Annotated in this window: 14 protein-coding genes and 4 tRNA genes; all 18 read right to left on the bottom strand. The window is 53.1% G+C overall.

The genetic code is table 11. The annotated features are described in order from the left end of the window. Positions 1-77: 77 nt before the first annotated feature. The 18 genes from rpoC to AWR27_RS21500 all read right to left on the bottom strand — a co-directional run bounded on the left by rpoC (position 78) and on the right by AWR27_RS21500 (position 21,949). Positions 78-4,448 carry a DNA-directed RNA polymerase subunit beta' gene (gene rpoC, locus AWR27_RS21585; RefSeq protein ID WP_077133097.1) on the bottom strand — a complete coding sequence of 1,457 codons (4,371 nt, stop codon included), beginning with the start codon at positions 4,446-4,448 and terminating at the stop codon, positions 78-80. A 97-nt stretch (positions 4,449-4,545) separates the two neighbouring features. Then, the gene (gene rpoB / locus AWR27_RS21580; RefSeq protein WP_077133096.1) at positions 4,546-8,415 is read right to left on the bottom strand and encodes a DNA-directed RNA polymerase subunit beta; all 3,870 of its coding nucleotides are present in this window, start codon (positions 8,413-8,415) and stop codon (positions 4,546-4,548) included. 249 nt (positions 8,416-8,664) lie between these two features. Further along, complete coding sequence (gene rplL, locus AWR27_RS21575; RefSeq protein WP_077133095.1) at positions 8,665-9,051, bottom strand: 50S ribosomal protein L7/L12; 387 nt, start codon at positions 9,049-9,051, stop codon at positions 8,665-8,667. A gap of 68 nt (positions 9,052-9,119) precedes the next feature. Further along, the gene (gene rplJ, locus AWR27_RS21570) at positions 9,120-9,650 is read right to left on the bottom strand and encodes a 50S ribosomal protein L10 (RefSeq protein ID WP_077133094.1); all 531 of its coding nucleotides are present in this window, start codon (positions 9,648-9,650) and stop codon (positions 9,120-9,122) included. A gap of 3 nt (positions 9,651-9,653) precedes the next feature. Continuing rightward, positions 9,654-10,352, bottom strand: coding sequence for a 50S ribosomal protein L1 (gene rplA, locus AWR27_RS21565; RefSeq protein WP_077133093.1), 699 nt, complete (start codon positions 10,350-10,352; stop codon positions 9,654-9,656). A 27-nt stretch (positions 10,353-10,379) separates the two neighbouring features. Then, positions 10,380-10,823, bottom strand: coding sequence for a 50S ribosomal protein L11 (rplK, locus tag AWR27_RS21560; RefSeq protein ID WP_077134135.1), 444 nt, complete (start codon positions 10,821-10,823; stop codon positions 10,380-10,382). A gap of 167 nt (positions 10,824-10,990) precedes the next feature. After that, positions 10,991-11,605 (bottom strand): transcription termination/antitermination protein NusG, encoded by a 615-nt coding sequence (nusG, locus tag AWR27_RS21555; protein ID WP_083732930.1) that lies wholly within the window; start codon positions 11,603-11,605, stop codon positions 10,991-10,993. A 63-nt stretch (positions 11,606-11,668) separates the two neighbouring features. Continuing rightward, positions 11,669-11,860: a preprotein translocase subunit SecE gene (gene secE, locus AWR27_RS21550; RefSeq protein ID WP_077133092.1), complete on the bottom strand. Its 192-nt coding sequence runs from the start codon at positions 11,858-11,860 to the stop codon at positions 11,669-11,671. A gap of 14 nt (positions 11,861-11,874) precedes the next feature. Further along, a tRNA-Trp gene (locus AWR27_RS21545) sits at positions 11,875-11,948 on the bottom strand. 143 nt (positions 11,949-12,091) lie between these two features. Beyond that, positions 12,092-13,279, bottom strand: coding sequence for an elongation factor Tu (gene tuf, locus AWR27_RS21540; RefSeq protein WP_077133091.1), 1,188 nt, complete (start codon positions 13,277-13,279; stop codon positions 12,092-12,094). 133 nt (positions 13,280-13,412) lie between these two features. Further along, a tRNA-Thr gene (locus AWR27_RS21535) sits at positions 13,413-13,484 on the bottom strand. Between the two features lie 107 nt (positions 13,485-13,591). Beyond that, positions 13,592-13,667, bottom strand: a tRNA-Gly gene (locus AWR27_RS21530). Between the two features lie 106 nt (positions 13,668-13,773). Continuing rightward, positions 13,774-13,856, bottom strand: a tRNA-Tyr gene (locus AWR27_RS21525). A 117-nt stretch (positions 13,857-13,973) separates the two neighbouring features. Beyond that, positions 13,974-17,003 carry an Ig-like domain-containing protein gene (locus AWR27_RS21520; RefSeq protein WP_077133090.1) on the bottom strand — a complete coding sequence of 1,010 codons (3,030 nt, stop codon included), beginning with the start codon at positions 17,001-17,003 and terminating at the stop codon, positions 13,974-13,976. 29 nt (positions 17,004-17,032) lie between these two features. Beyond that, the gene (locus tag AWR27_RS21515) at positions 17,033-18,235 is read right to left on the bottom strand and encodes a hypothetical protein (RefSeq protein ID WP_077133089.1); all 1,203 of its coding nucleotides are present in this window, start codon (positions 18,233-18,235) and stop codon (positions 17,033-17,035) included. Positions 18,236-18,238: 3 nt separating this feature from the next. Continuing rightward, entirely contained in the window at positions 18,239-19,192 is a 954-nt protein-coding gene (locus AWR27_RS21510; protein ID WP_077133088.1) for a hypothetical protein, read from the bottom strand. Beyond that, the gene (locus tag AWR27_RS21505; protein WP_198045057.1) at positions 19,189-20,535 is read right to left on the bottom strand and encodes an OmpA family protein; all 1,347 of its coding nucleotides are present in this window, start codon (positions 20,533-20,535) and stop codon (positions 19,189-19,191) included. The genes AWR27_RS21510 and AWR27_RS21505 overlap by 4 nt, the downstream gene beginning before the upstream one ends. 127 nt (positions 20,536-20,662) lie before the next feature. Next, positions 20,663-21,949: a hypothetical protein gene (locus AWR27_RS21500; RefSeq protein ID WP_077133086.1), complete on the bottom strand. Its 1,287-nt coding sequence runs from the start codon at positions 21,947-21,949 to the stop codon at positions 20,663-20,665. Positions 21,950-21,969 lie beyond the last annotated feature (20 nt).

Below are 21,969 nucleotides of genomic sequence, written 5' to 3'. Positions count from 1 at the left end.
CGTTCAGGTATAAAACAAAGCCGCCCCAGTCAGTTGTGGTTGACCGGGGCAGCTCTATTCATATCAACGCATAAATACTACACCGTTGCCCGTTTCTTGCTGCGGGCGAACTGTTCGCGCGATTCGGTGATGGTTTCCAGCTCCTCTTTCGAGCCAACAATCGTGTTCTGGTAACGACGGATACCTGTACCGGCTGGAATCAAGTGACCTACGATCACGTTTTCTTTCAACCCTTCGAGCATGTCGCGCTTACCCCGAATCGAGGCTTCGCTCAACACTTTCGTCGTTTCCTGGAATGAAGCCGCCGAGATGAAACTATCCGTACCCAGCGACGATTGCGTAATACCCATCAAGGTCGGCTGCGAAACGGCGGCCATTGCGTCGCGAACGGTTACGAGGGCCTGATCACGGCGTTTCAGGCTGGAGTTTTCATCGCGGAGCTGACGGCTCGTGACAATCATACCCGGCTTGAAGTTGGTCGAATCGCCAGCATCCATAACTACTTTCGCGTCGAGAACTTTGTCGTTTTCTTCACGGAACGCCCACTTATCCACTACCTGACCTTCGAGGAAATTGGTATCGCCCGAGTCGATGATCTCCACTTTCTGCATCATCTGCCGCACAATGGCTTCGATGTGCTTATCGTTGATTTTCACCCCTTGCAGGCGGTAAACTTCCTGAATTTCGTTCACTAAATACTCCTGAACGGCAGTCGGGCCTTTGATCGCCAGAATATCGCTCGGCGTAATGGCACCATCTGATAGCGGAGCACCAGCCCGAACAAAGTCGTTGTCCTGCACAAGAATGAACTTGGACAGCGGTACGAGGTACTTCTTCTTCGTGCCGTCTTTCGACTCGATGAAGATTTCGCGGTTACCACGCTTGATGGCTCCATACGTTACCACTCCGTCGATTTCTGAGACGACCGCCGGGTTCGACGGGTTACGAGCTTCAAAGAGTTCGGTCACACGCGGCAGACCACCGGTAATGTCGCGGGTTTTACCCACGTTACGCGGAATCTTCGCCAGCGGCTGACCCGCTTTGATTTTCTGACCCGCTTTCACGACTAAGCGCGAACCAACCGGCAGGTTGTAGCTCTTCTGCACCAGGCCATTTGCATCGGTATCGGGCAGGTGCAGCGACAGCGTCGTTGTGCCCTGAACCACAATGGCCGGGTTCTTCGCCTTGTCGCGGCTTTCGATGATTACCATCTCCTGGAAGCCCGTCTGTTCGTCGAATTCTTCGCGGTAGGTAACACCATCTTCGATAGCGTCGAACGTTAATGTACCGGTCAGTTCCGACAGAATAACGGCGTTGTAAGGGTCCCAGGCGCAAATGTCGTCGCCTTTCTTCACCGTGTCGCCGTCTTTCACCCGCAGGAACGCGCCATATGGAACGTTGTTGCTGATTAACACCACGTTGCGGTCGTCGGGATTAACAATCCGAACTTCGCCCGAGCGGCCCATCACAACCGTTTGTGGATTGCCTTCGGCGTCTTCCGACTCAACCGTCCGCATTTCCTCGAACTCGATCAAGCCGTCGAACTTCGCTTTAATCGATGCATCGACCGCAATGTTCGAGGCAGTACCACCCACGTGGAATGTACGGAGGGTAAGCTGCGTACCCGGCTCACCAATCGACTGCGAGGCAATAACGCCTACCGCTTCGCCGATGTCGACCATACGGCCCGTTGCCAGGTTGCGACCGTAGCACTTGGCACATACGCCCTGCCGCGATTCGCAGGTCAGAACCGACCGGATTTCAACCGTTTCGATGCTCGTTTCGTCAATGGCAGCGGCCACTTCTTCCGTAATCAGTTCACCCGACGCCAGAATCAGCAATGGTTTACCATCTTCGCCTTTCAGCAGCGGATCATAAATATCGTGTACCGTTGTCCGGCCCAGAATCCGCTCCGACAGCGGCTCTACGATGTCTTCGTTGTCTTTCAACGCCGACACTTGTAAGCCCCGCAGCGTACCGCAGTCGTCTTCACTGATGATAACGTCCTGCGCCACGTCGTGCAGACGGCGGGTCAGATAACCGGCATCGGCAGTTTTCAGAGCTGTATCGGCCAGACCTTTCCGCGCACCGTGCGTCGAGATAAAGTACTCCAATACGTCGAGACCTTCTTTGAAGTTCGACAGAATCGGGTTTTCGATAATCTCGCCTACCGAGCCTTGCAGGTTTTTCTGCGGCTTCGCCATGAGTCCCCGCATACCGCCCAACTGACGAATCTGTTCGCGCGAACCACGGGCACCGGAGTGCATCATCATGTAGATCGAATTGAAACCCCCCTGATCGGCTTCGAGCTGCTTCATCAGCGTTTCGGTCAGGCGCGAGTTTACCCGCGTCCAGATGTCGATAACCTGGTTGTAGCGTTCGTTTTCGGTAATCAGACCCATCAGGTAGTTGTCCCAAACGCTCTGCACTTCGGCTTTGGCTTCTTCAACCAGACCCTGCTTGGCTTCAGGAATCATCACGTCGCTCAGACCAATCGACAGACCGCCTTTGAAAGCCATCTGGAAGCCGAGTTCTTTGATTTCATCGAGGAACTGCGCCGTGCGAGCCCCCCCCGAAATCTTGAAGATCTGGGCGATGATCTGTTGCAGTTTCTTTTTCGTCAGCAGTTCGTTGATGAAGCCAACTTCCTCAGGAACAGCCTGATTGAACAACAACCGACCGGCTACCGTATCGATCACTTTCTCAACCAGTTGCCCGTTTTCATCCCGGACTTTCACCCGGCACTTAATATTGGCGTGCTTCGAAACTTTACCCTCGTTGATGCCAATGATAACTTCTTCGGCACCATAGAACATCATACCTTCGCCCGTAATTGGGTACTCAGGAATGCTTTTGCGCCCCTTCGTTACATAGTACAGACCCAGTACCATGTCTTGCGATGGTACGGTGATCGGTGCTCCGTTGGCAGGGTTCAGAATATTGTGCGATGCCAGCATGAGCAACGACGCTTCCAATACGGCTTCCTGACCCAGTGGCACGTGAACGGCCATTTGGTCGCCATCGAAGTCAGCGTTGAACGCCGTACACACGAGCGGGTGCAACTGAATGGCTTTGCCTTCGATCAGCTTCGGCTGGAATGCCTGAATACCTAAACGGTGCAGCGTTGGAGCACGGTTCAGCAGAACCGGGTGACCTTTCAGCACGTTTTCCAGAATGTCCCAGATTACGGGGTCTTTGCGGTCAACGATTTTCTTCGCCGACTTCACCGTTTTCACGATACCCCGCTCGATGAGCTTCCGAATCACGAACGGCTTGAATAACTCAGCCGCCATGTCTTTTGGCAGACCGCATTCGTGCAGCTTCAGTTCGGGACCAACCACGATAACCGAACGACCAGAGTAGTCGACACGCTTACCGAGCAGGTTTTGCCGGAAACGGCCCTGCTTACCTTTCAGCATGTCAGACAGCGACTTCAGGGCACGGTTGCCTTCCGACCGAACGGCGTTTACTTTCCGCGAGTTGTCGAAGAGCGAATCGACGGCTTCCTGTAACATCCGCTTTTCATTGCGGAGAATTACTTCGGGTGCCTTGATTTCGATAAGCCGCTTCAGACGATTGTTCCGAATGATAACCCGACGGTACAAGTCGTTCAAATCCGACGTAGCAAACCGGCCACCATCCAGCGGGACGAGCGGGCGCAGTTCGGGCGGAATCACCGGCACCATCTTGATTACCATCCACTCGGGGCGGTTCTCGATGCGGCCATTGGCTTCGCGGAACGCTTCAACCACTTTCAGCCGCTTCAAAGCCTCGGCCTTCCGTTGCTGCGACGTATCGGTAGCCGCTGCATGACGCAGTTGGTACGACAGTTCGTCTAACTGCAACCGCGACAGCAGCATTTCCAACGCTTCGGCCCCCATCTTGGCGATGAATTTGTTCGGGTCTTTGTCGTCGAGCCGTTGGTTGGTTTCCGGCAGTTTGTCGATAATATCGAGGTATTCGTCTTCGGTCAGGAAGTCGAGCTGGTTGATACCATCTTCGGCTTTGACACCCGGCTGAACAACCACGTACCGTTCGTAATAGATAACCTGATCGAGCTTCTTGGTCGATAGCCCCAGCAGGTATCCGATTTTATTCGGCAGGGAACGGAAGTACCAGATATGCGCCACAGGCACCACCAGTTCGATGTGGCCCATACGCTCCCGGCGCACTTTTTTCTCCGTTACCTCAACACCGCAGCGGTCGCAGATGATGCCTTTATAGCGAATCCGCTTATACTTGCCGCAGTGACATTCCCAGTCCTTCACCGGCCCGAAGATGCGCTCACAGAATAAGCCGCCCATTTCGGGTTTATAAGTCCGGTAGTTAATCGTCTCCGGCTGTGTCACTTCGCCGTAGGAACTCTCCAAAATAGACTCCGGCGACGCCAGGCTGATCGTCACGCTCTGGAAGTCGCTATTGAGTTTCTTGTTCTTTTTGAACGACATTGGTTGGAGATTATAGGTTTTAAAAAGGGCAGAAGGTATAAGGTGAGCGGTGCCTGAGAATAAACTCTTACACCTGCGCACCTTATGCCTTAATACCTTATTCTAACGTAATTTCAAGAGCAAGCCCACGCAACTCGTGAACGAGTACGTTGAACGACTCGGGAATGTTTGGCTTCGGCAGGTTTTCACCTTTCACGATAGCTTCGTAAGCCTTCGCCCGGCCCACCACGTCGTCGGATTTTACGGTCAGAATTTCCTGTAGAATGTTCGAGGCTCCGAAAGCTTCCAACGCCCATACTTCCATCTCACCAAACCGCTGACCACCAAACTGCGCCTTACCACCCAGCGGCTGCTGCGTAATGAGCGAGTACGGGCCAATCGAACGGGCGTGCATCTTATCGTCAACCAAGTGGCCGAGTTTGAGCATGTAGATGATACCTACCGTAACTTTCTGATCGAAGCGTTCGCCCGTCAAACCGTTGTAGAGGAATGTCCGGCCAAACGACGGCAGACCGGCTGCGTCGAGTTCATCGACAACCTGCTGTTCGGTAGCTCCGTCGAAGATTGGCGTTGCATACTTGCGGCCCAGCTTCTGACCAGCCCAAGCCAGTACGGTTTCGTAAATCTGACCGAGGTTCATCCGGCTTGGTACGCCCAGCGGGTTAAGCACAATATCGACTGGGGTTCCATCTTCGAGGAACGGCATGTCTTCATCGCGCACAATCCGGGCAACCACCCCTTTGTTACCGTGACGACCGGCCATCTTATCACCCACTTTCAGCTTCCGCTTCTTGGCGATATACACTTTAGCCAGTTTCACGATGCCTGCGGGCAGTTCGTCGCCCACTTCGAGGGTAAACCGCTCCCGCTTGAACCGACCCGTAATTTCGCTCCGACGGTTGTTGTAGTTTTTCACCAACTGCAACACCATCTGATTCAGCTTATCGTCGTCGGTCCAGCCCTCAAGGTTGACATCGACCAGCAGATTCACTTCTTCCGGTACGGCATAGCCGCTTTCATCGCGGTAGGGGTTCTTATCGGGGAAAAGGTTGTCCGTAATGTTTTTCCGGTTGAACTTCACTCCTTTGCTAACCACCTCATCGCCAAACTTATGCTTCACGCCCTGACTGGTTTTGCCATCGAGCAGCGTTACCAGTTTGTCGATCATCCGCGCCCGGAAGTCGTTCAATTCACGACCGTACTTTTTCATCAGGGCCTTCACCTCGTCTTTGTGCTTACCCCGGTCTTCTTTGGCCGGGCGCGCAAATAACTTGGTGTCGATCACCACGCCTTTTAGCGAAGGCGGTGCTTTCTTCGAGGCATCTTTCACGTCGCCGGCTTTATCACCGAAGATGGCCCGCAGCAGTTTTTCTTCCGGCGTTGGGTCGCTTTCTCCTTTCGGCGTAATCTTACCGATCAGGATATCACCTTCTTTTACCTCCGTTCCGACGCGCACGATACCGTTCTCGTCGAGGTTGCGTACCGTTTCTTCCGATACGTTCGGAATTTCCGACGTTAGTTCTTCCTCCCCGCGCTTGGTATCACGCACTTCGAGTTCAAACTCTTCGATGTGGATTGAGGTGAAAATATCTTCACGCACTACCCGCTCCGAAATCACGATAGCATCCTCGAAGTTATAACCCTGCCACGGCATGAAAGCCACTTTCATGTTACGACCCAGAGCCAGTTCACCCGCCTGCGTAGCATAGCCTTCGCAGAGAACGTCGTTCTTCTTTAACCGCTGACCTTTCAGCACGGTTGGTTTCAGATTGATGCAGGTATCCTGGTTGGTTCGGCGGAATTTAATCAGGTTGTAGGTCTTCACGTCCTCATCGAACGTAACGGCCATCTGATCGTCGTCTAAATCGTAGCGAACCACAATCTTGGTCGAATCAACGAACTCAACTACACCATCGGCTTCGGCAATGACCAACGCCCGCGAGTCAACAGCCACGCGGCCTTCCAGACCCGTACCCACAATCGGAGCTTCGGGGCGGAGCAGCGGCACGGCCTGACGCTGCATGTTCGATCCCATCAGGGCACGGTTAGCATCGTCGTGTTCGAGGAACGGAATCATCGACGCAGCTACCGATACAATCTGGTTCGGAGCAATGTCCATGAAGGTTACGTTGCCAGGTTCGGCTATTGGGAAGTCGCCTTCAAAGCGGGCTTTCAATCGGTCAACCTGGAAGTTTCCTTTGTTATCAATTGCAGCATTGGCCTGCGCAATGTAGTGCGTATCTTCTTCTTCAGCAGTCAGATACATCACCGGCTTATCCATCGATACCTTTCCGTTTTCAATGATCCGGTAGGGGGTTTCAATGAAGCCCATGCTGTTGATCTTCGCATAAACACAGAGCGATGAAATCAGACCGATGTTTGGACCTTCAGGCGTTTCGATAGTACACAACCGACCGTAGTGCGTATAGTGTACGTCACGTACCTCAAAACCAGCCCGTTCGCGGCTAAGACCACCCGGCCCCAGTGCCGACATCCGACGCTTGTGCGTCACTTCGGCCAGCGGATTGGTCTGGTCCATGAACTGCGACAACTGGTTCGTACCGAAGAATGAGTTAATGACCGACGACAGTGTTCGGGCATTAATCAGGTCAACAGGTTTGAAATCCTCATTATCCCGCACGTTCATACGTTCTTTGATGGTTCGGGCCATACGGGCCAGACCAACGCCGAACTGTGCATACAACTGCTCGCCCACCGTCCGGACGCGCCGGTTGCTGAGGTGGTCAATATCATCGACAACAGCTTTCGAGTTAATCAAACCGATGAGGTACTTCACGATAGAGACAATGTCTTCCGTCGTCAGTACTTTCATATCAGCCGATATATCAAGCTGAAGTTTTTTATTGATCCGGTAGCGGCCAACGTCGCCGAGGTCATATCGCTTGTCTGAGAAAAACAGACTTTGGATAATCTCACGGGCGGTTTGCTCGTCGGGAGCGTCGGCGTTCCGTAGCTGACGATAGATTTGCTCAACGGCTTCTTTCTCCGAGTTCGAGCTATCTTTTTGCAGCGTGTTATAAATAATGTTGTAATCGGCCATGTTCATGTCTTCCTTATGCAGGATGACCGACTTTTGGCCCGATTCCATAATCGTATCGATGTCGTCTGCCGAAATCGCCGAGTCGCGTTCCAGCAATACTTCGTTCCGGCTGATCGAAACCACCTCGCCGGTGTCTTCGTCTACAAAGTCTTCCGTCCACGTCCGCAATACACGGGCGGCCAACCGCCGACCAATCGCCTTTTTCAGGTTGGCGGGCGTTGCCGGAACTTCTTCCGACAGGCCAAACAGATCGAGAATGTCTTTGTCTGAACCGAAGCCAATAGCCCGCAGCAATGTCGTTACCGGAAATTTCTTTTTCCGGTCGATATATGCATACATGACATTGTTAACATCGGTCGAGAATTCAATCCATGATCCTTTGAATGGAATAATCCGCGCCGAGTACAGCTTGGTGCCATTTGTGTGCTTACTCATGGAGAAGAACACGCCCGGCGACCGGTGCAATTGTGAAACAATCACCCGCTCTGCCCCGTTAATGACGAAAGAGCCTTTTTCCGTCATGTAGGGGATGTTGCCCAGAAACACCTCCTGCTCAATTGTCTCAAAGTCCTCATTATCAGGATCGTTGTTTGACAGACGCAGTTTGGCTTTCAGCGGCACTGAATAGGTAAGTCCCCGGTCAATTGACTCGTCGACCGAATATTTGGGAGGGTCAACGAGGTAGTCAATGAACTCCAGCTTGAAATTCTCGCGGGAGTCAGAGATCGGGAAATTTTCCTGAAAAACCTTGAACAGCCCTTCCTCCGAACGTTGATTCGACGGGGTGTCAAGCTGGAAAAAATCTTTGAAGGATTTCACTTGGATGTCCAGAAAATCTGGGTATCCGATCACTGGCTGAATCGTCGCAAAGTTTTTGCGCGTACTGATTTTCGCGTTTGTAGCCAAGATTGTGCTTCGTTTAGTTGCGTAACCGATTCTCTGTGAGCGCATTGCGAGGATTTGCAATGGCACCCGAATTAAGCGGCTATTCAGACCCCAGGTGTCAACCTACCCGAGGGGCGTGAATAGACAACGTAAGGCAATAAGAATAAGTTTGTCTTTTGCAAGCATAAGACAAAAATTCTCCAAACAGGAAAAGACCAGATAAGTTACCTGGCCTCCCCTGCTTGGAGCGATATGCGATTAGGCAGTTGCTTACTTAACTTCTACTTCAGCACCAGCTTCTTCGAGTTGCTTCTTCAGTGCTTCAGCCTCGTCTTTAGCAACACCTTCTTTCACCGGCTTCGGTGCGGTGTCAACCAGTTCTTTGGCTTCTTTCAGACCCAGACCTGTCAAATCCTTAACTAATTTCACCACGGCCAGCTTACCAGGTCCGGGTGCTTTCAGGATTACGTCGAACGAAGTCTTCTCAGCAGCAGCCGGAGCAGCATCGCCACCACCCGCAGCACCACCTGCTACCATTACAGGAGCAGCAGCAGCCGGTTCGATACCGTACTCATCTTTCAGGATGGTAGCCAGTTCGTTAACTTCTTTAACAGTCAGGCTTACAAGCTGCTCAGCGAACGCTTTCAAATCTGCCATTTTAGTATTCTTATTTGATTGTGATACAATTGTTTGGAAAGTCTCGGGCACCCGCCCTTGACAGAAAATTAAGCCTCCTCGCGCTCCGAGAGCGTTTTGAGAATGCCAGCCAGTTTGTTACCGCCACCCTGCAACGCCGAAATAACGTTTTTAGCAGGCGACTGCAACAGACCGATAATTTCGCCGATGAGTTCCTGCTTGTTTTTCAGGGCCATCAGCGTATCGAGCTGATCGGCACCAATAAACAGGCTGGCGTCAATCGACGCGGCTTTCAATTGCAGCTTGTCGTTCGTTCTACGGAACTCTTTGATAAGCTGCGCCGGTGCTTTCTGGTTTTCAGGGTGAAACATCACCGCCGATTGACCATGCAGCACCGTCTCGTTCAACGGCGTAAAGTCCGCTTCGTGAGCTTCGAGTGCTTTTTTGATGAAGCTATTCTTCACCACCTTGTACTCAATACCCCGTTCAAAACACATCCGGCGAAGGTCGTTGGTTTCAGCAACCGTCATGCCTTTAGCCTCCGTGATGTAGAAGAAGGGAATCGTCTGGAACTTACCAGTTAATTCCTCAATAATGGCTCCTTTTTCCTCGCGTTTCATGGCTTAAATACCGGCAACGGTGCTTTTATCAATCGTAACTCCCGGACTCATCGTGCTCGACAGGTTGATCGTTTTCACGTAAGTTCCTTTAGCCGACGAAGGCTTCAGTTTCAGCAACGTGCTGATGATCTCCTGCGCGTTTTCAGCCAGCTTTTCCGGCGTAAACGACACTTTACCAATGCTGGTGTGAATGGCACCCTGCTTATCGACTTTGAAGTCGATTTTACCAGCCTTCACCTCGCGAACAGCTTTACCTACCTCCGGCGTCACCGTACCCGACTTAGGGTTCGGCATCAAACCACGTGGACCCAGTACTTTACCCAGACGACCAACTTTAGCCATAACGTTCGGCATCGTGATAATCACGTCGATGTCCGTCCAGCCCTGCTCGATCTTCTGAATGTATTCGTCCAGACCCACGTAATCGGCACCAGCCTCTTTCGCTTCGTTCTCCTTGTCCGGCGTGCAAAGCACCAGAACGCGAACCGTTTTACCCGTACCGTGGGGCAACGTAGCAACGCCACGCACCATTTGGTCGGCCTTACGCGGATCAACGCCTAACCGAACGTCAATATCCACGGAAGCATCGAATTTAGTGTACGAAATCTCCTTCAGAATCTCGGCTGCCTGCTGGAGCGAGTATTCTTTGGCGGCATCGTACTTCGACTGAGCTTCCTTTTGTTTTTTCGTTAACTTAGCCATGTCTCGTTAATGCTTGGGCAAGTCTGATTAGTTCTCGAAGGGCGCAGTCCCTGTCACCGTAATACCCATGCTGCGGGCGGTTCCGGCTACCTGCCGCATGGCGGCTTCAACCGTAAACGCATTCAGATCGGGCATTTTCGTTTCGGCGATGGCGCGGATTTGGTCCCACGACACCGAACCTACCTTATTCCGGTTGGGTTGGGCCGAGCCGCCTTTCAGCTTCGCAGCCTCCATCAGGAGAATCGGAGCGGGCGGGGTTTTGATGACGAAATCGAAGGACTTGTCCTTGTAGTACGTAATCAGCACCGGCAGCACCATACCCATCTTATCCTGCGTCCGGCCATTGAACTGCTTGCAGAATTCCATGATATTTAAACCCTTGGAACCCAACGCCGGACCAATCGGAGGTGAGGGGTTAGCCTGCCCGCCTTTGACTTGCAGCTTTACGTAGCCACCTACTTCTTTTGCCATTGTGAAAAAAGATTTACGACCGCCCGAAGCGGCCCCGTTCTGATGTTTGACAACCAGCAGACTCGTCACATAGTCTGTTTGGCTTCATTCATCAACTTCCTGACCGGCTGTTCTCAAAGGGAAGCATAGATGCAGACCGATCAAACGCAGAGAGCTAACCTGGAAGCTCAGCTCTCTTTTTCTACTTGTGCGTAACTGAGTTCTACCGGAGTGTTCCGGCCAAATATTTTTACGACGACGTTCAGTTTCTTCCGGTCATCGAATACTTCTTCTACCGAACCGATGAAGCTGCTGAACGGCCCATCGATTACTTTTACATTCTCACCTCTGTGGAAAGCTACCGTCGGGGTAGCCACCTCCTGTGCTTCTTCATCGACCTTACCCAAAATCCGGTTTACCTCCGACTGACGCAGCGGCACCGGCATTTTCGAGGTCGTACCTACCTGCGAATTACCCAGAAAGCCCAAAACGCCCGGCATGTTCAAAATCATATCGAGGGCGCGGTTATTAGCTAAATCAGCCGAAATCAGAATATAGCCCGGAAAGAACGATTTTTCGCGAACACGCTTCTTGCCATTTCGCACCTCGTATACTTTCTCTGCCGGAATCAGCACCTGCGGCACAACCTCATCCAGCTTTTGGCGAATGATTTCGTTGTCGAGGTACGATTTGATTTTCTTCTCCTGACCCGACACGGCACGAATTACGTACCAGTGAATACCAACGGGTATTTTGGGTTCGTCGGAAGCCGACTTGCTTGCTTTCTTGATGTCGCTGGGCATAACTTCTCGATTATTGACGTCAGCGAACCAACGAACCTTCGTTGACTGCTACGCCTGCTGTAATCAGAACGACTGATAGAAGGCGTTCAGCGCGTTCTCAAATACCAGATCGATCAGGCCAACCATGAGCGCGAAAATCAGCGATGCCACCAGTACCAACGTAGAACTGGATTGCAAATCGCTGAATTTAGGCCAGGTTACGTTGTGCTGAACTTCCTCCCAGGAGGCTTTCAGAAACGCGATAAACTTGTCCATTTTTCAGTAAGAATTGGCACGGGTGGAGAGATTCGAACTCCCATCAACGGTTTTGGAGACCGCTATTCTACCCTTGAACTACACCCGTATATCAGTCATCAGTGAGCAGTAAACAATCAGCAGTTTTAATGCCAGACCATAACTTTTCCTGAAACGGACTGCAAAGGTAAGAAATAAAGTCAAAAAACAAGTGCATCCCAGTTATGAAATGCACTTGTTTTAAGTCAGTTATTACTCAACGATTTCTGTTACCTGACCAGCACCTACGGTACGACCACCTTCGCGAATAGCGAAACGGAGACCTTTTTCCATAGCGATTTTGTTGATCAAGGTTACGTCAATCGTAATGTTGTCGCCCGGCATTACCATCTCAACGTTGGCAGGCAGCGAAATCTCGCCCGTTACGTCGGTGGTGCGGAAGTAGAACTGCGGACGGTACTTGTTGAAGAATGGCGTGTGACGGCCACCTTCTTCTTTCGACAGTACATATACTTCAGCTTTGAACTTCGAGTGCGGCTTCACCGAACCTGGTTTGCAGATTACCATACCACGACGGATATCGGTTTTTTCGATACCACGGAGCAGCAGACCTACGTTGTCACCAGCTTCGCCACGGTCCAGAATTTTCCGGAACATTTCTACGCCCGTTACAACCGATTTCAGGTTTTCGGCACCCATGCCCAGAATTTCAACCGGCTCACCCGAGTTGATAACACCGCGCTCGATACGGCCCGTTGCTACCGTACCCCGACCCGTGATCGAGAATACGTCTTCTACCGGCATCAGGAACGGCAGGTCCGTCTGACGCGGAGGCAGCGGAATCCAGCTATCTACGCTGTCCATCAATTCTTCGATGGTTTTTACCCATTTGGCATCGCCGTTCAGGCCACCCAAAGCCGAACCCTGGATGACAGGAATGTTGTCACCGTCGAATTGGTAGAAGCTCAACAGTTCGCGGATTTCCATCTCAACGAGTTCGAGCAACTCAGGGTCATCTACCATGTCCACTTTGTTCATGAAGACAACAAGCTGAGGAACGCCTACCTGACGGGCGAGCAGGATGTGCTCACGAGTTTGGGGCATCGGGCCATCCGTAGCAGCTACTACAAGGATAGCACCGTCCATTTGAGCGGCACCCGTTACCATGTTCTTCACATAGTCGGCGTGACCAGGGCAGTCAACGTGCGCATAGTGGCGGGCAGCCGTAGCGTACTCAACGTGCGATGTATTGATGGTAATACCCCGCTCTTTTTCTTCGGGGGCGTTGTCAATCGAGGAGAAGTCCCGAATTGCGGCCAGACCCTTTTCGGCCAGCACTTTCGTAATGGCAGCCGTCAGCGTCGTTTTACCGTGGTCAACGTGACCAATCGTACCGATGTTAACGTGCGGTTTCGAGCGGTCAAAAGTCTCTTTTGCCATGTGTTTAAAACGCTATTGTGAACTGTTGTTTGTGTTGAAATAAACTCGCTGAACGTCAATCAAGCCGCTCGAAACTGCGCTCAGAACGCAATGACGATACGGCTTTACTCATAGACCTCTCCGCGAAGTCTTGAGCCTTCTATCGGATTTGAACCGACGACCTCTTCCTTACCAAGGAAGTGCTCTACCACTGAGCTAAGAAGGCAAACAAGTAAGTTGTAAAGTTGTATGGTTATAAAGTTGTAAAGTTTTGCTGGTCAGGCATTAGTAACTTTATAACTCTATGACTTTACAACTTTATAACTCAAATCCTGGAGCGGAAGACGGGTCTCGAACCCGCAACCTATAGCTTGGAAGGCTATCGCTCTACCAATTGAGCTACTTCCGCAAGAGAAAAGTCGTAGAGTTGTACGGTTGTATAGTCGTAAAGTTTTGCAAACACGCCCGCCAACTTTATAACTATATGACTCTATAACTTCACAACCTCTTTTCTGTGGGGAGTGGAGGATTCGAACCTCCGAAGGCGTACGCCAGCAGATTTACAGTCTGATCCATTTGGCCACTCTGGAAACTCCCCAAAAACACTATAAAAGAACAATTTCCGCCCCGTTTTCGGTTTGGAGTTGCAAAATTACACGCTTTTATCGTGTTGTCAACATCTCTGTTGAAAAATAATTTCTTACTGTGTACTGACTCACTGTTTAATCAACCGTAGCCAGCCAGCCTTGCCCGTCGTGAGTTTTGCCCGCAGCATATATCCACCGGGTGCGTAATTCACAACTGGAATGGTTTCGGTCTGCATTTGCCCGCTACCACGCCGAACAGCTTTCCAAACCGATTGACCGGTAATTGATACTATGTCGAGCGTTACCGATTCGCGGGCGGGGGCTGTCCATTCAAGCGTAATTCGGTCAGTGGCGGGGTTCGGATACGCGCGTAGCACAACAAGTGCGCTGGTGGGTTCGGTCGCTAAGGGCGTTAAGACAATGATTCGGTAAACGTTGCCCGCGTTGCCCGCTCCGCAGTCGTTGGCAATGCCACGCAGTTGATACGTGTTAGCAGTGGGGGTCGGTTTCTCCCACTTCACATACGGGTTATCAGATGTAACTACAGTTTGGCCGTTCCAGAGCGTCAGGCTAAACGGTGGATCACCAGTCATACGAATCCGGATGGCGGTACTATCATACAAGTTTACAATCGAATCGCCGGTCAGTCGGGCCGATGCCTGTACCGATACCCGCACTTCGAGTTGGCTGGACTGACTTTCGCAACCATTGCCATCGGTTTGCGTGACGTAATACCGAAAACTGCCCGACGAGGTTGGGTTGAAGGTAACGCGGCTGGTCGATGGGTCGGTACGGTCAGGAGTCGTGTACCACCGGAGGTTCTGCCCCGAAGCAGTCAGGTCGCGGGCAGCCGTGCTGCTGCAGAGTTTAAGGGGCGATTCAACCGCTGGAACCGCCGGGGCCGGGCGCACCGTGAACGTAGTCGACGCGGGTGGGCTGGTACAGCTACCGACACGCTGCACCACCTGATACACAAATGCCGCCGATGTGCTGGTGGGCGGCACGGGAGCCGTTTCGGAAGAGCCGGTTATGCCCGACCCGCTCCAGAGCAGCCCCGACCCTGTGGCTCGCAATGCCACTGCTGGCGTGTTCTGGCAAACGAACTGGCTGGCCGCAATGCCCGGCGCGTTCGGCTGAGTCAGCACCGTGACGTCGATTTGAAGTCGCTGACTCTCACAGCCGTTGGCCCCCGTCTGTGCTACATAATAGGCCGTTGTTCGGGCCTGGGTGGTAGCGGGCGTAGGCGGTTCGCTTACACTGGCACCGCCCGCAGGCTGACTATACCAGCGCAGTCCTGTACCAACGGCGGAGAGCGCACGCGGGCTATCGTTTACACAGTAAAGAACCGGATTGGTGGCTGTGGTCGGTCGGTCGGGAGCGGGGTTAACTACTTGTTCGATTCTGGTACGCAGTCCTTCGCAACCGTCTACGGTCTGGCTCACGAAATACGTTTGGGTGCCGGGAGTGCTGGTGCCTGGTGTTGGAGCCACATTGTTGCTGTTTCCGCCCTGCTCGGCTGCGTACCAGCGCAGATTCTGGCCGCTTACGGCATTGGTCAGCACCGAGTTGCTCAATGAAAGGAACTGGCAAACGGCGGCTGGCTGACTGAGTAACGCAGGAGCCAGTGGCAAGGCTTTAACCCGCACAGTCAGCGTGGCCTGATCGGAGCGGCAACCGTTGTTGTCCTGCGACACCCGGAAGGTTTGCGAACCAACCTGCGACGTGCTAATAGTTGGCGCAGTGCCACCAAGATTTTGCCCGTTTCCATCGAACCAGGTTAGATTCTGTCCCGAAGCCGATAACTGACCAGCGTTCTCATTCTGGCAAAACTCGCGGTTCGTTACCCCCGGTAAACTTGATTTACCGTTGACCGTCACTTTTATTTCAACCCGCCCGCTCTCACAACCATTAACGACCTGCGCAACATAGTACGTGAACACGCCGGGCGTATCGGTGCCCTGCGTGGGTGTATTATTCTGCAATTGCCCTGCATTATTATACCAGCGCAGGTTTTGCCCCTCCGCCGACAGCGTCTGAGCCGGCCCGTTCTGGCAAACACTGTAAGCGGTTCGGGCACTGGGCGCGTCGGCGCGGGTAACGGTAAACACATCGCTGTTGGGGCTGTTGACCGTAAAAGCCGACGACGTTGCTACCACCCGAACCCGGTACGCACCCAGCGGCAAATCACCCGGAATGCTGGCCGTAAGTTGGCGCGGGTTGCCGTCGGCATATCCCGCCGGGTCACTTGAGCGACTTTGGGCAGCGAGTTCGCGAAGGACGGACCCATCCGTATTTAGCAATTGTACTTTGAAATCGGTCGGATTCGGAAATGATCCTGAACCGTTGGTGTTATAATTGATTATCAACGGATTGCCCGGACAAATGCCGTTTGTGTTCAGGCTTGGGTTCGTTAGCGACAACGCTTTTTCCGTTACGTTTACCGCACCGCTGACCGTACTGCTACTGCAATAATTATCCCGGAAGCCGCGAATCGAAAACTGGTTGAACAGCCCGCCCGTAATGATTGGGTAAATCCATTGGCGACTATCGTTTTTATTCGGATTGCCAACCCATTGGCTGTTGCTGAAGTAATCGAACGTAAATGGAGCCTCGCCCGTAATAATCAGGTGAACAGACGCCGACGCGCCTGTAAACACGTTTCCATCGAACACGTTGCCTGCATTATCGCGGTCGGTAATGGTCATGGTGGGGGTGGCCCGGAGCGTAAAATTGCCGCTGTTAGCGGCATTGTTTGGGTTTAGCCGGGCGTTTTGTTCACCCGCAAAGATGCGGCAGTAATAGGTGCCAGGTGGTAGATTGTCGGGAATGGGCACAGTACCCGTTATGCGGTTATTAGCGGTGTAGGTTCCAGCCGGTCGAGTTATAACGGTGCCGACGTACTCTTCGTTATAAGGCTGAAAATCAAGTACAAGCTGATTTGCTGTATTATAAAAGCTGACCCAATATTTACCCCCACCAGTAGGGCTTTCACGTATCCCTAATCGTCCGTCGTCGGTTACGTCTGCCGTGAGCGTGATAGATTGTTTAGGGCATACATTCGTGGGGCTGATTGCCGCAGGGCGGGTGGCGAGTTGCGCCAGCACGCCCGTTTGCGTAACGAGAAGGAGAAGGCCCAGCAGCCGGTAGCTGTTGTTCATGACAATGATAATTTTTTGGTGTAGATAGTTTACTTCGCTCGCTTTACCCGGCCCGCCTTCATCAGCCGCAGTACGCCATTGACGGTTAGCCCAACACCCACAGCCCCGGCCCCGTAGGCCGCGTAGATGCCGGGCCTCCCGTATCCGGCCAGCGGCAGCGGGGCCATGCGCCCGCCCGTGGGTTGCCGGGCTACTTCGCGCCAAACGTCATAGTCGGCATTGAGCGCATCGACTTTGGACATATACGTCTGATAATCAGCCTGAATTTTCGAGTAGGTTAAATAGCTACCGGCCAGCCCGGCTATGCCCCCCACGAGCGACAGCCAACCCTGTGTACGGTAGCGACGGGCGCGTTGCTGCTGTTCGGCTGTCAGTGTTTTTTGCAGGTCAGGAGCCACAACCGCTTTATCCTCCACTTTTTTGCGGGTCTTCTTCGCTGCTGATTTTTGCGTTTCAGCTATGGCGGTTGTCTGGGCAGCAGGCACCGAAAGTTGCGGCACTGCATCGGGCAGTTTCGGTTGCGGGTCTTTGATTGCCACCGGTTCGACGGCCTTGAGCGGTTCGGTTTTAGCCGAGTCGGCAACGGTGGTTTTGCGGTTTTTTACGCCCGTCGGTTTGCCTAATTTAGCCAACCCTTCGCCGGGTCGAAGAAAGGCCAGCCGGATGATGTAAACCTGCCATTTGCCGTTCTCTTTTTCGGCCCGCAATTCGGCCACCCGGCTTGTGGACTGATACGGCTGGTCGAGTTTGGCGTGTTTGCTTTTAAAATTCGACGTGAAAAATACCTTCACATACGGAAAGCCATCGCCTATCTGCACTGGCGAAACCACAACATTGCCGAACGAAATGCTCGGTTCGGCGGTCTTGGCGTAAAACAAATCGACGTTACGCAGGTATTTTTCAACCGGCACGTCAACTACGTTTTCATGATTTTTATGTTCGGGTTCGATGTCATCTTCCAGAATCACCTCGTCGCTGAAAAACACCTGATTTGCATTGGGCAGAAAGCTGTTCTTAATCAGCGCGTCGCGTTCAAACTCGCCAATGTCCTCGAAGGTAAGCGTATTAAGCAGGTCAGCCAGTCCTTTTTCGATTTTTTTCTTGGCTAAAAACCGAATCTCATCCGCTTCTTTTTTGGGCAGAGCCGACAACGAAGCCGGGGCCGTTTGCGCCCACCCACCTGACCATGAGCCAATTAGCCAGAGCATGAAAAGGTACTGTTTCGCGTTCATGGTTCAGGGACAGTTGGTGTAATAGTTGCGAATGCGGGCGCCGGTGCTGCTGGCTGAGCCGAGCGAGTAACCCGCTGCGTTGTAGGTATGGCGCATGGTCTGCGTTACGTCGCTGATGAGGGCGTCGTTTTGATACGTTTGCGTGCGAATGGCCGTTTGGTTATTGACCTGAGTGCTGCCGCCGAGGTCCAGGTCGGGGAAGCCCCGCCGTTTTAGCTGGGCAAGCGCGGGGTTCAGTCGGTCGTCGTAAGTGTATTGCGTCACGATTCGTCGCTTCGTGGCCGGGTAGGTTTCTTCCAGTTGCAGCCGTTGCCCTTTACTGTCGAATGCACAGGTAATTACACTGCCATCGCCGGGCTTTTCGCGCTTCGTAATCTTACCGTTTGTTACGGTGTTCGTCCAAACCGACCCGTCGCTGTATGCCTGTAGTTTTCCGTCGGTTCCGAAGGTGTATTTGCGAATGACTTCGCCACCACTGTTTTTAGTTTGGTAGGTCGTTAGTCGCCCATTCGTATAGAGGTATTCATCGGTATCGCTGTACGTCCTGCCGCCAGCGGTGGTATAGGCGTATTCGACCCGGCTGATTTGTTTGGGTGTGCCGTCATACTGGTACGTCGTTCGCGTCGAAACCACATCGCCCGACTGCGGTTGCCGACCTACATAAGTAACCGTTTCTACCGAATTCGTCAAGTAGCGGTCGGACGAGTACGTGTGAACGGTCTGTGCGGTGTAGTTCAGCGAAGGCATTACAAACTGATAGTCAACTTTTTTTAGTTGCCCAAAAGCATCATACTGGTTGTTCGTTCTGACCTGATAATCTTGTTCGACAAGTTCGACCAAGCCAAGCTGACAACTCGCCGGAATAATCGACGCGGGTAAATCCGGTTCCTGATGGCACCCCGGCAGCGCGGCCAGCCCAACAGCCGTGAGCAGGTAAAAAATGTAGTTATTTCTCATGGATCAACTTCTAATTTGAGGAACACGCGCCGATTTTTGGCTTTGTTTTCGTCGGTGTCGGAGGGCGAAACCGGGTAGCGGCTCCCCTGCCCCGTTACGTCCATGCGGTTGTCGGGTACGCCCTGCCAGTGCAGAAAATTGGCGATTACCTTCGCCCGAAACTCGGCTAAGTAGCGATTTAGCCGCTCGTCGCCTTTAGGGTCGGTGTGGCCCACTAATTTCACCCGGTAGCCGGGATGCGTTCGCAGATAATCGGCCACTTGCCGTAAAACGTCCTTATCATCGTCATCGAGCAGATAGCTGCCCTGATCGAAGTAGAGGAGCGGCAGTTCGTCGGGTAATTGCAATTTCCGGCGCGGAGCGTTTGGCGGTGCGGGCGGATTCGTTACGGCCACTACCGGCTCCGGCAGTGGCCTGGCAGTGGTTGGTGGCTTTTCGGGCATGAACTGATGCAGATTCAGGCCGGGCCGCACCGTCACCGCTTCCTGCCGTACTACGCGCCCGCTGGCGTCGGTAATCTGCAACTGGTATCGCTGAGGCAGCAGGTCGTAAGCGCAAAACCACCCTTCGCCACCCGGCACCGGCAACAGTCCGATGGTTTTCGCGCCCCCGGCGGTGCGGAGTTCGCAGCGGGCGTTGGCTATGTTAGTTTGTACGGCCAGCAGTGTCAGTTGCCGTAGTAGCCGAATGTCGTGCCGCAGGCTGCGCCCGTCTACTTTTTCTACAATCAGATTGCCCTGATACGGCTGATAACCAGCCATTCGCACTTCCATTGCCACAATGTCCTGCTGCGTAAATTGCGTCAGGAACTGCCCGGCTGCGTCGGCATCGAAACAGCGTTTGGTTTTGGCGTTGGTCGAAAACAGGCAGGTCTGCGCCCGCAGTGGGGTTCCGGTCAGGGCGTCGGTGACGACGAACGTGCCGCGTTGTGGTCGCCCGCTTGGTGTGGCCGACTGGTTTTGCTCATAAAACGTTTGCTCCGACTGCTGATAGGCCCGGTCGCTACCCTGCTTATCGACCGACACCAGCGGGATAAACACGTATACCGGCCCGGCAGTCGACCCATTCCCATCAAGCGGCAACGACTGGGTTCGATACCCCGTTCGCTCAATCACTAAGGCTGTAGCCGGGCAGTTGACATCGACGGAAAACGAGCCTGTTGCTTCGGCACTGCTGGCGAGTTTAACGCGTCCGGTGGCTGTTTTCAGCGAAAGGGTTGCCACCAACGGCTGGCGCGTGGCATAGTCCTGCACTACCCCCGCCAACCGCAGACAGGGCGCAGGCCGGGCCATGCACAAACCGGGCAAAGCACAGCATCCGAGGAAAAGTAAAACCACGTTCATGATTAGCTGATCTAAAACCCACCGAAACATCGGATCGCCAACTCCTGCTTTCAGGGAAGAGATGAGAAACGCGAAGCTTCCAAGCTTCACCCCTCCCCTGCTTTCAGGGGAGGGAACGCGGGTGAGGTTAATTATTCGCAACACCGATGTTGCCCAGTAGCACTTCCCAATTAACCTGCCCCTGCCCGTCGATAAGCTTTTGGTACGATTGCAGTTTCACGCGCACATTTTTCTGGGTCACGTCGGAATACAGCACGTTGTCGCCCTGCCCGTAGCCGGTGAAAGTCTGTTGCCCCGTTATGGTACCGTAATAGTTACCATCGGCGGCTTGTGTCAACTCTCTAATGTATTGTATTTCAGACCATTCAACTTTCGCTGAACTGTAGGGCAGCAGCTTCAGCCGGGTCAAATAATCGCGGATGGGATACCGGCGCGAACCGGGCCGACTGGCGGAAGTAACTTCAATTGTGGCCGATGGCATAAACAGTTTAGCGGCCTGCTCAATGGCTTTGTCTTTTTCGTCACCGGTAAGCTTTTTATCGGTAATCACGTTCAGATACGACGCAAACTCATCGACTTTTCGGAGTGCCTTTGTCCGATACGTCTGGTATTCTTCGTCGGTGAGTTTTGGCTTATCCACTGCCACAGGAGCTGGTGTGGTTGTGGGCGTCGATGTCAGGCTCGTCTGAGCAATCATTGGTTGCGGAGCGGGCGTTACCGGCACCGGCGCAACGGCAGCAGGCGCAACCGGCGCGGGGGCAGATTCGGTAACGGCTGGGGCAATGGGTGCAGGTGCAATAACAGCCGCAGCTACGGGCGCAACAGCGGGTGCAGGGGCCGGTTGTGGCGTTGGGTCAGGTACAGAACCGGTGCCGGTAGCAAGCTGCTGCCGAACCGTAGCGAGCAGCGGGGCCGCTTCGCCGGGGTCGCGCAGAATCTGGTGGCGTCCGTTGCGGTACACAATCCCAACCAAATCAGCTTTGCTAATCGACCCGGCCCCTCCGCCCGGCAACTGGTAATTTACTACTTCGTCACTTTCATAAGAGATTGTGGCCGGAATGACCGTTAGTGGCACGGCCTTCACCAGCAGGTCGGTTTGAATCGGGCGCGGCTGAGCCATCAGAAAACTACGAAACTGTTGCTGAGCCTGTGTCGGGTCGGCGTTCAGGTCTGACGTTACCAAAAAGTGTCCGTCCTGGTTAAACGCCATCAGCACGTTTTCGCGCCGGTAGCTGTAATTAACCATTGTCTCGCCCCGCTTCACGGCAAACTTGATTTTTTCGTCGGTTAGCTCAACCAACTGTGCACCCGCAATGCGGTTGCCATTGGTGAAGTACAGGGCGTTCTGTGCGAATCCGGTATCGGTGAGGCATAGAATCAGTAAACCCGTTCCGATGCGTATAGCGTTTTTCATGGTGCGATAGCAATAATGTG

This window comes from Spirosoma montaniterrae, assembly GCF_001988955.1.
GTDB lineage: Bacteria > Bacteroidota > Bacteroidia > Cytophagales > Spirosomataceae > Spirosoma > Spirosoma montaniterrae.
Note: the sequence above shows the minus strand (reverse complement) of the source record. Positions and strands in the feature narration are given on the sequence as shown.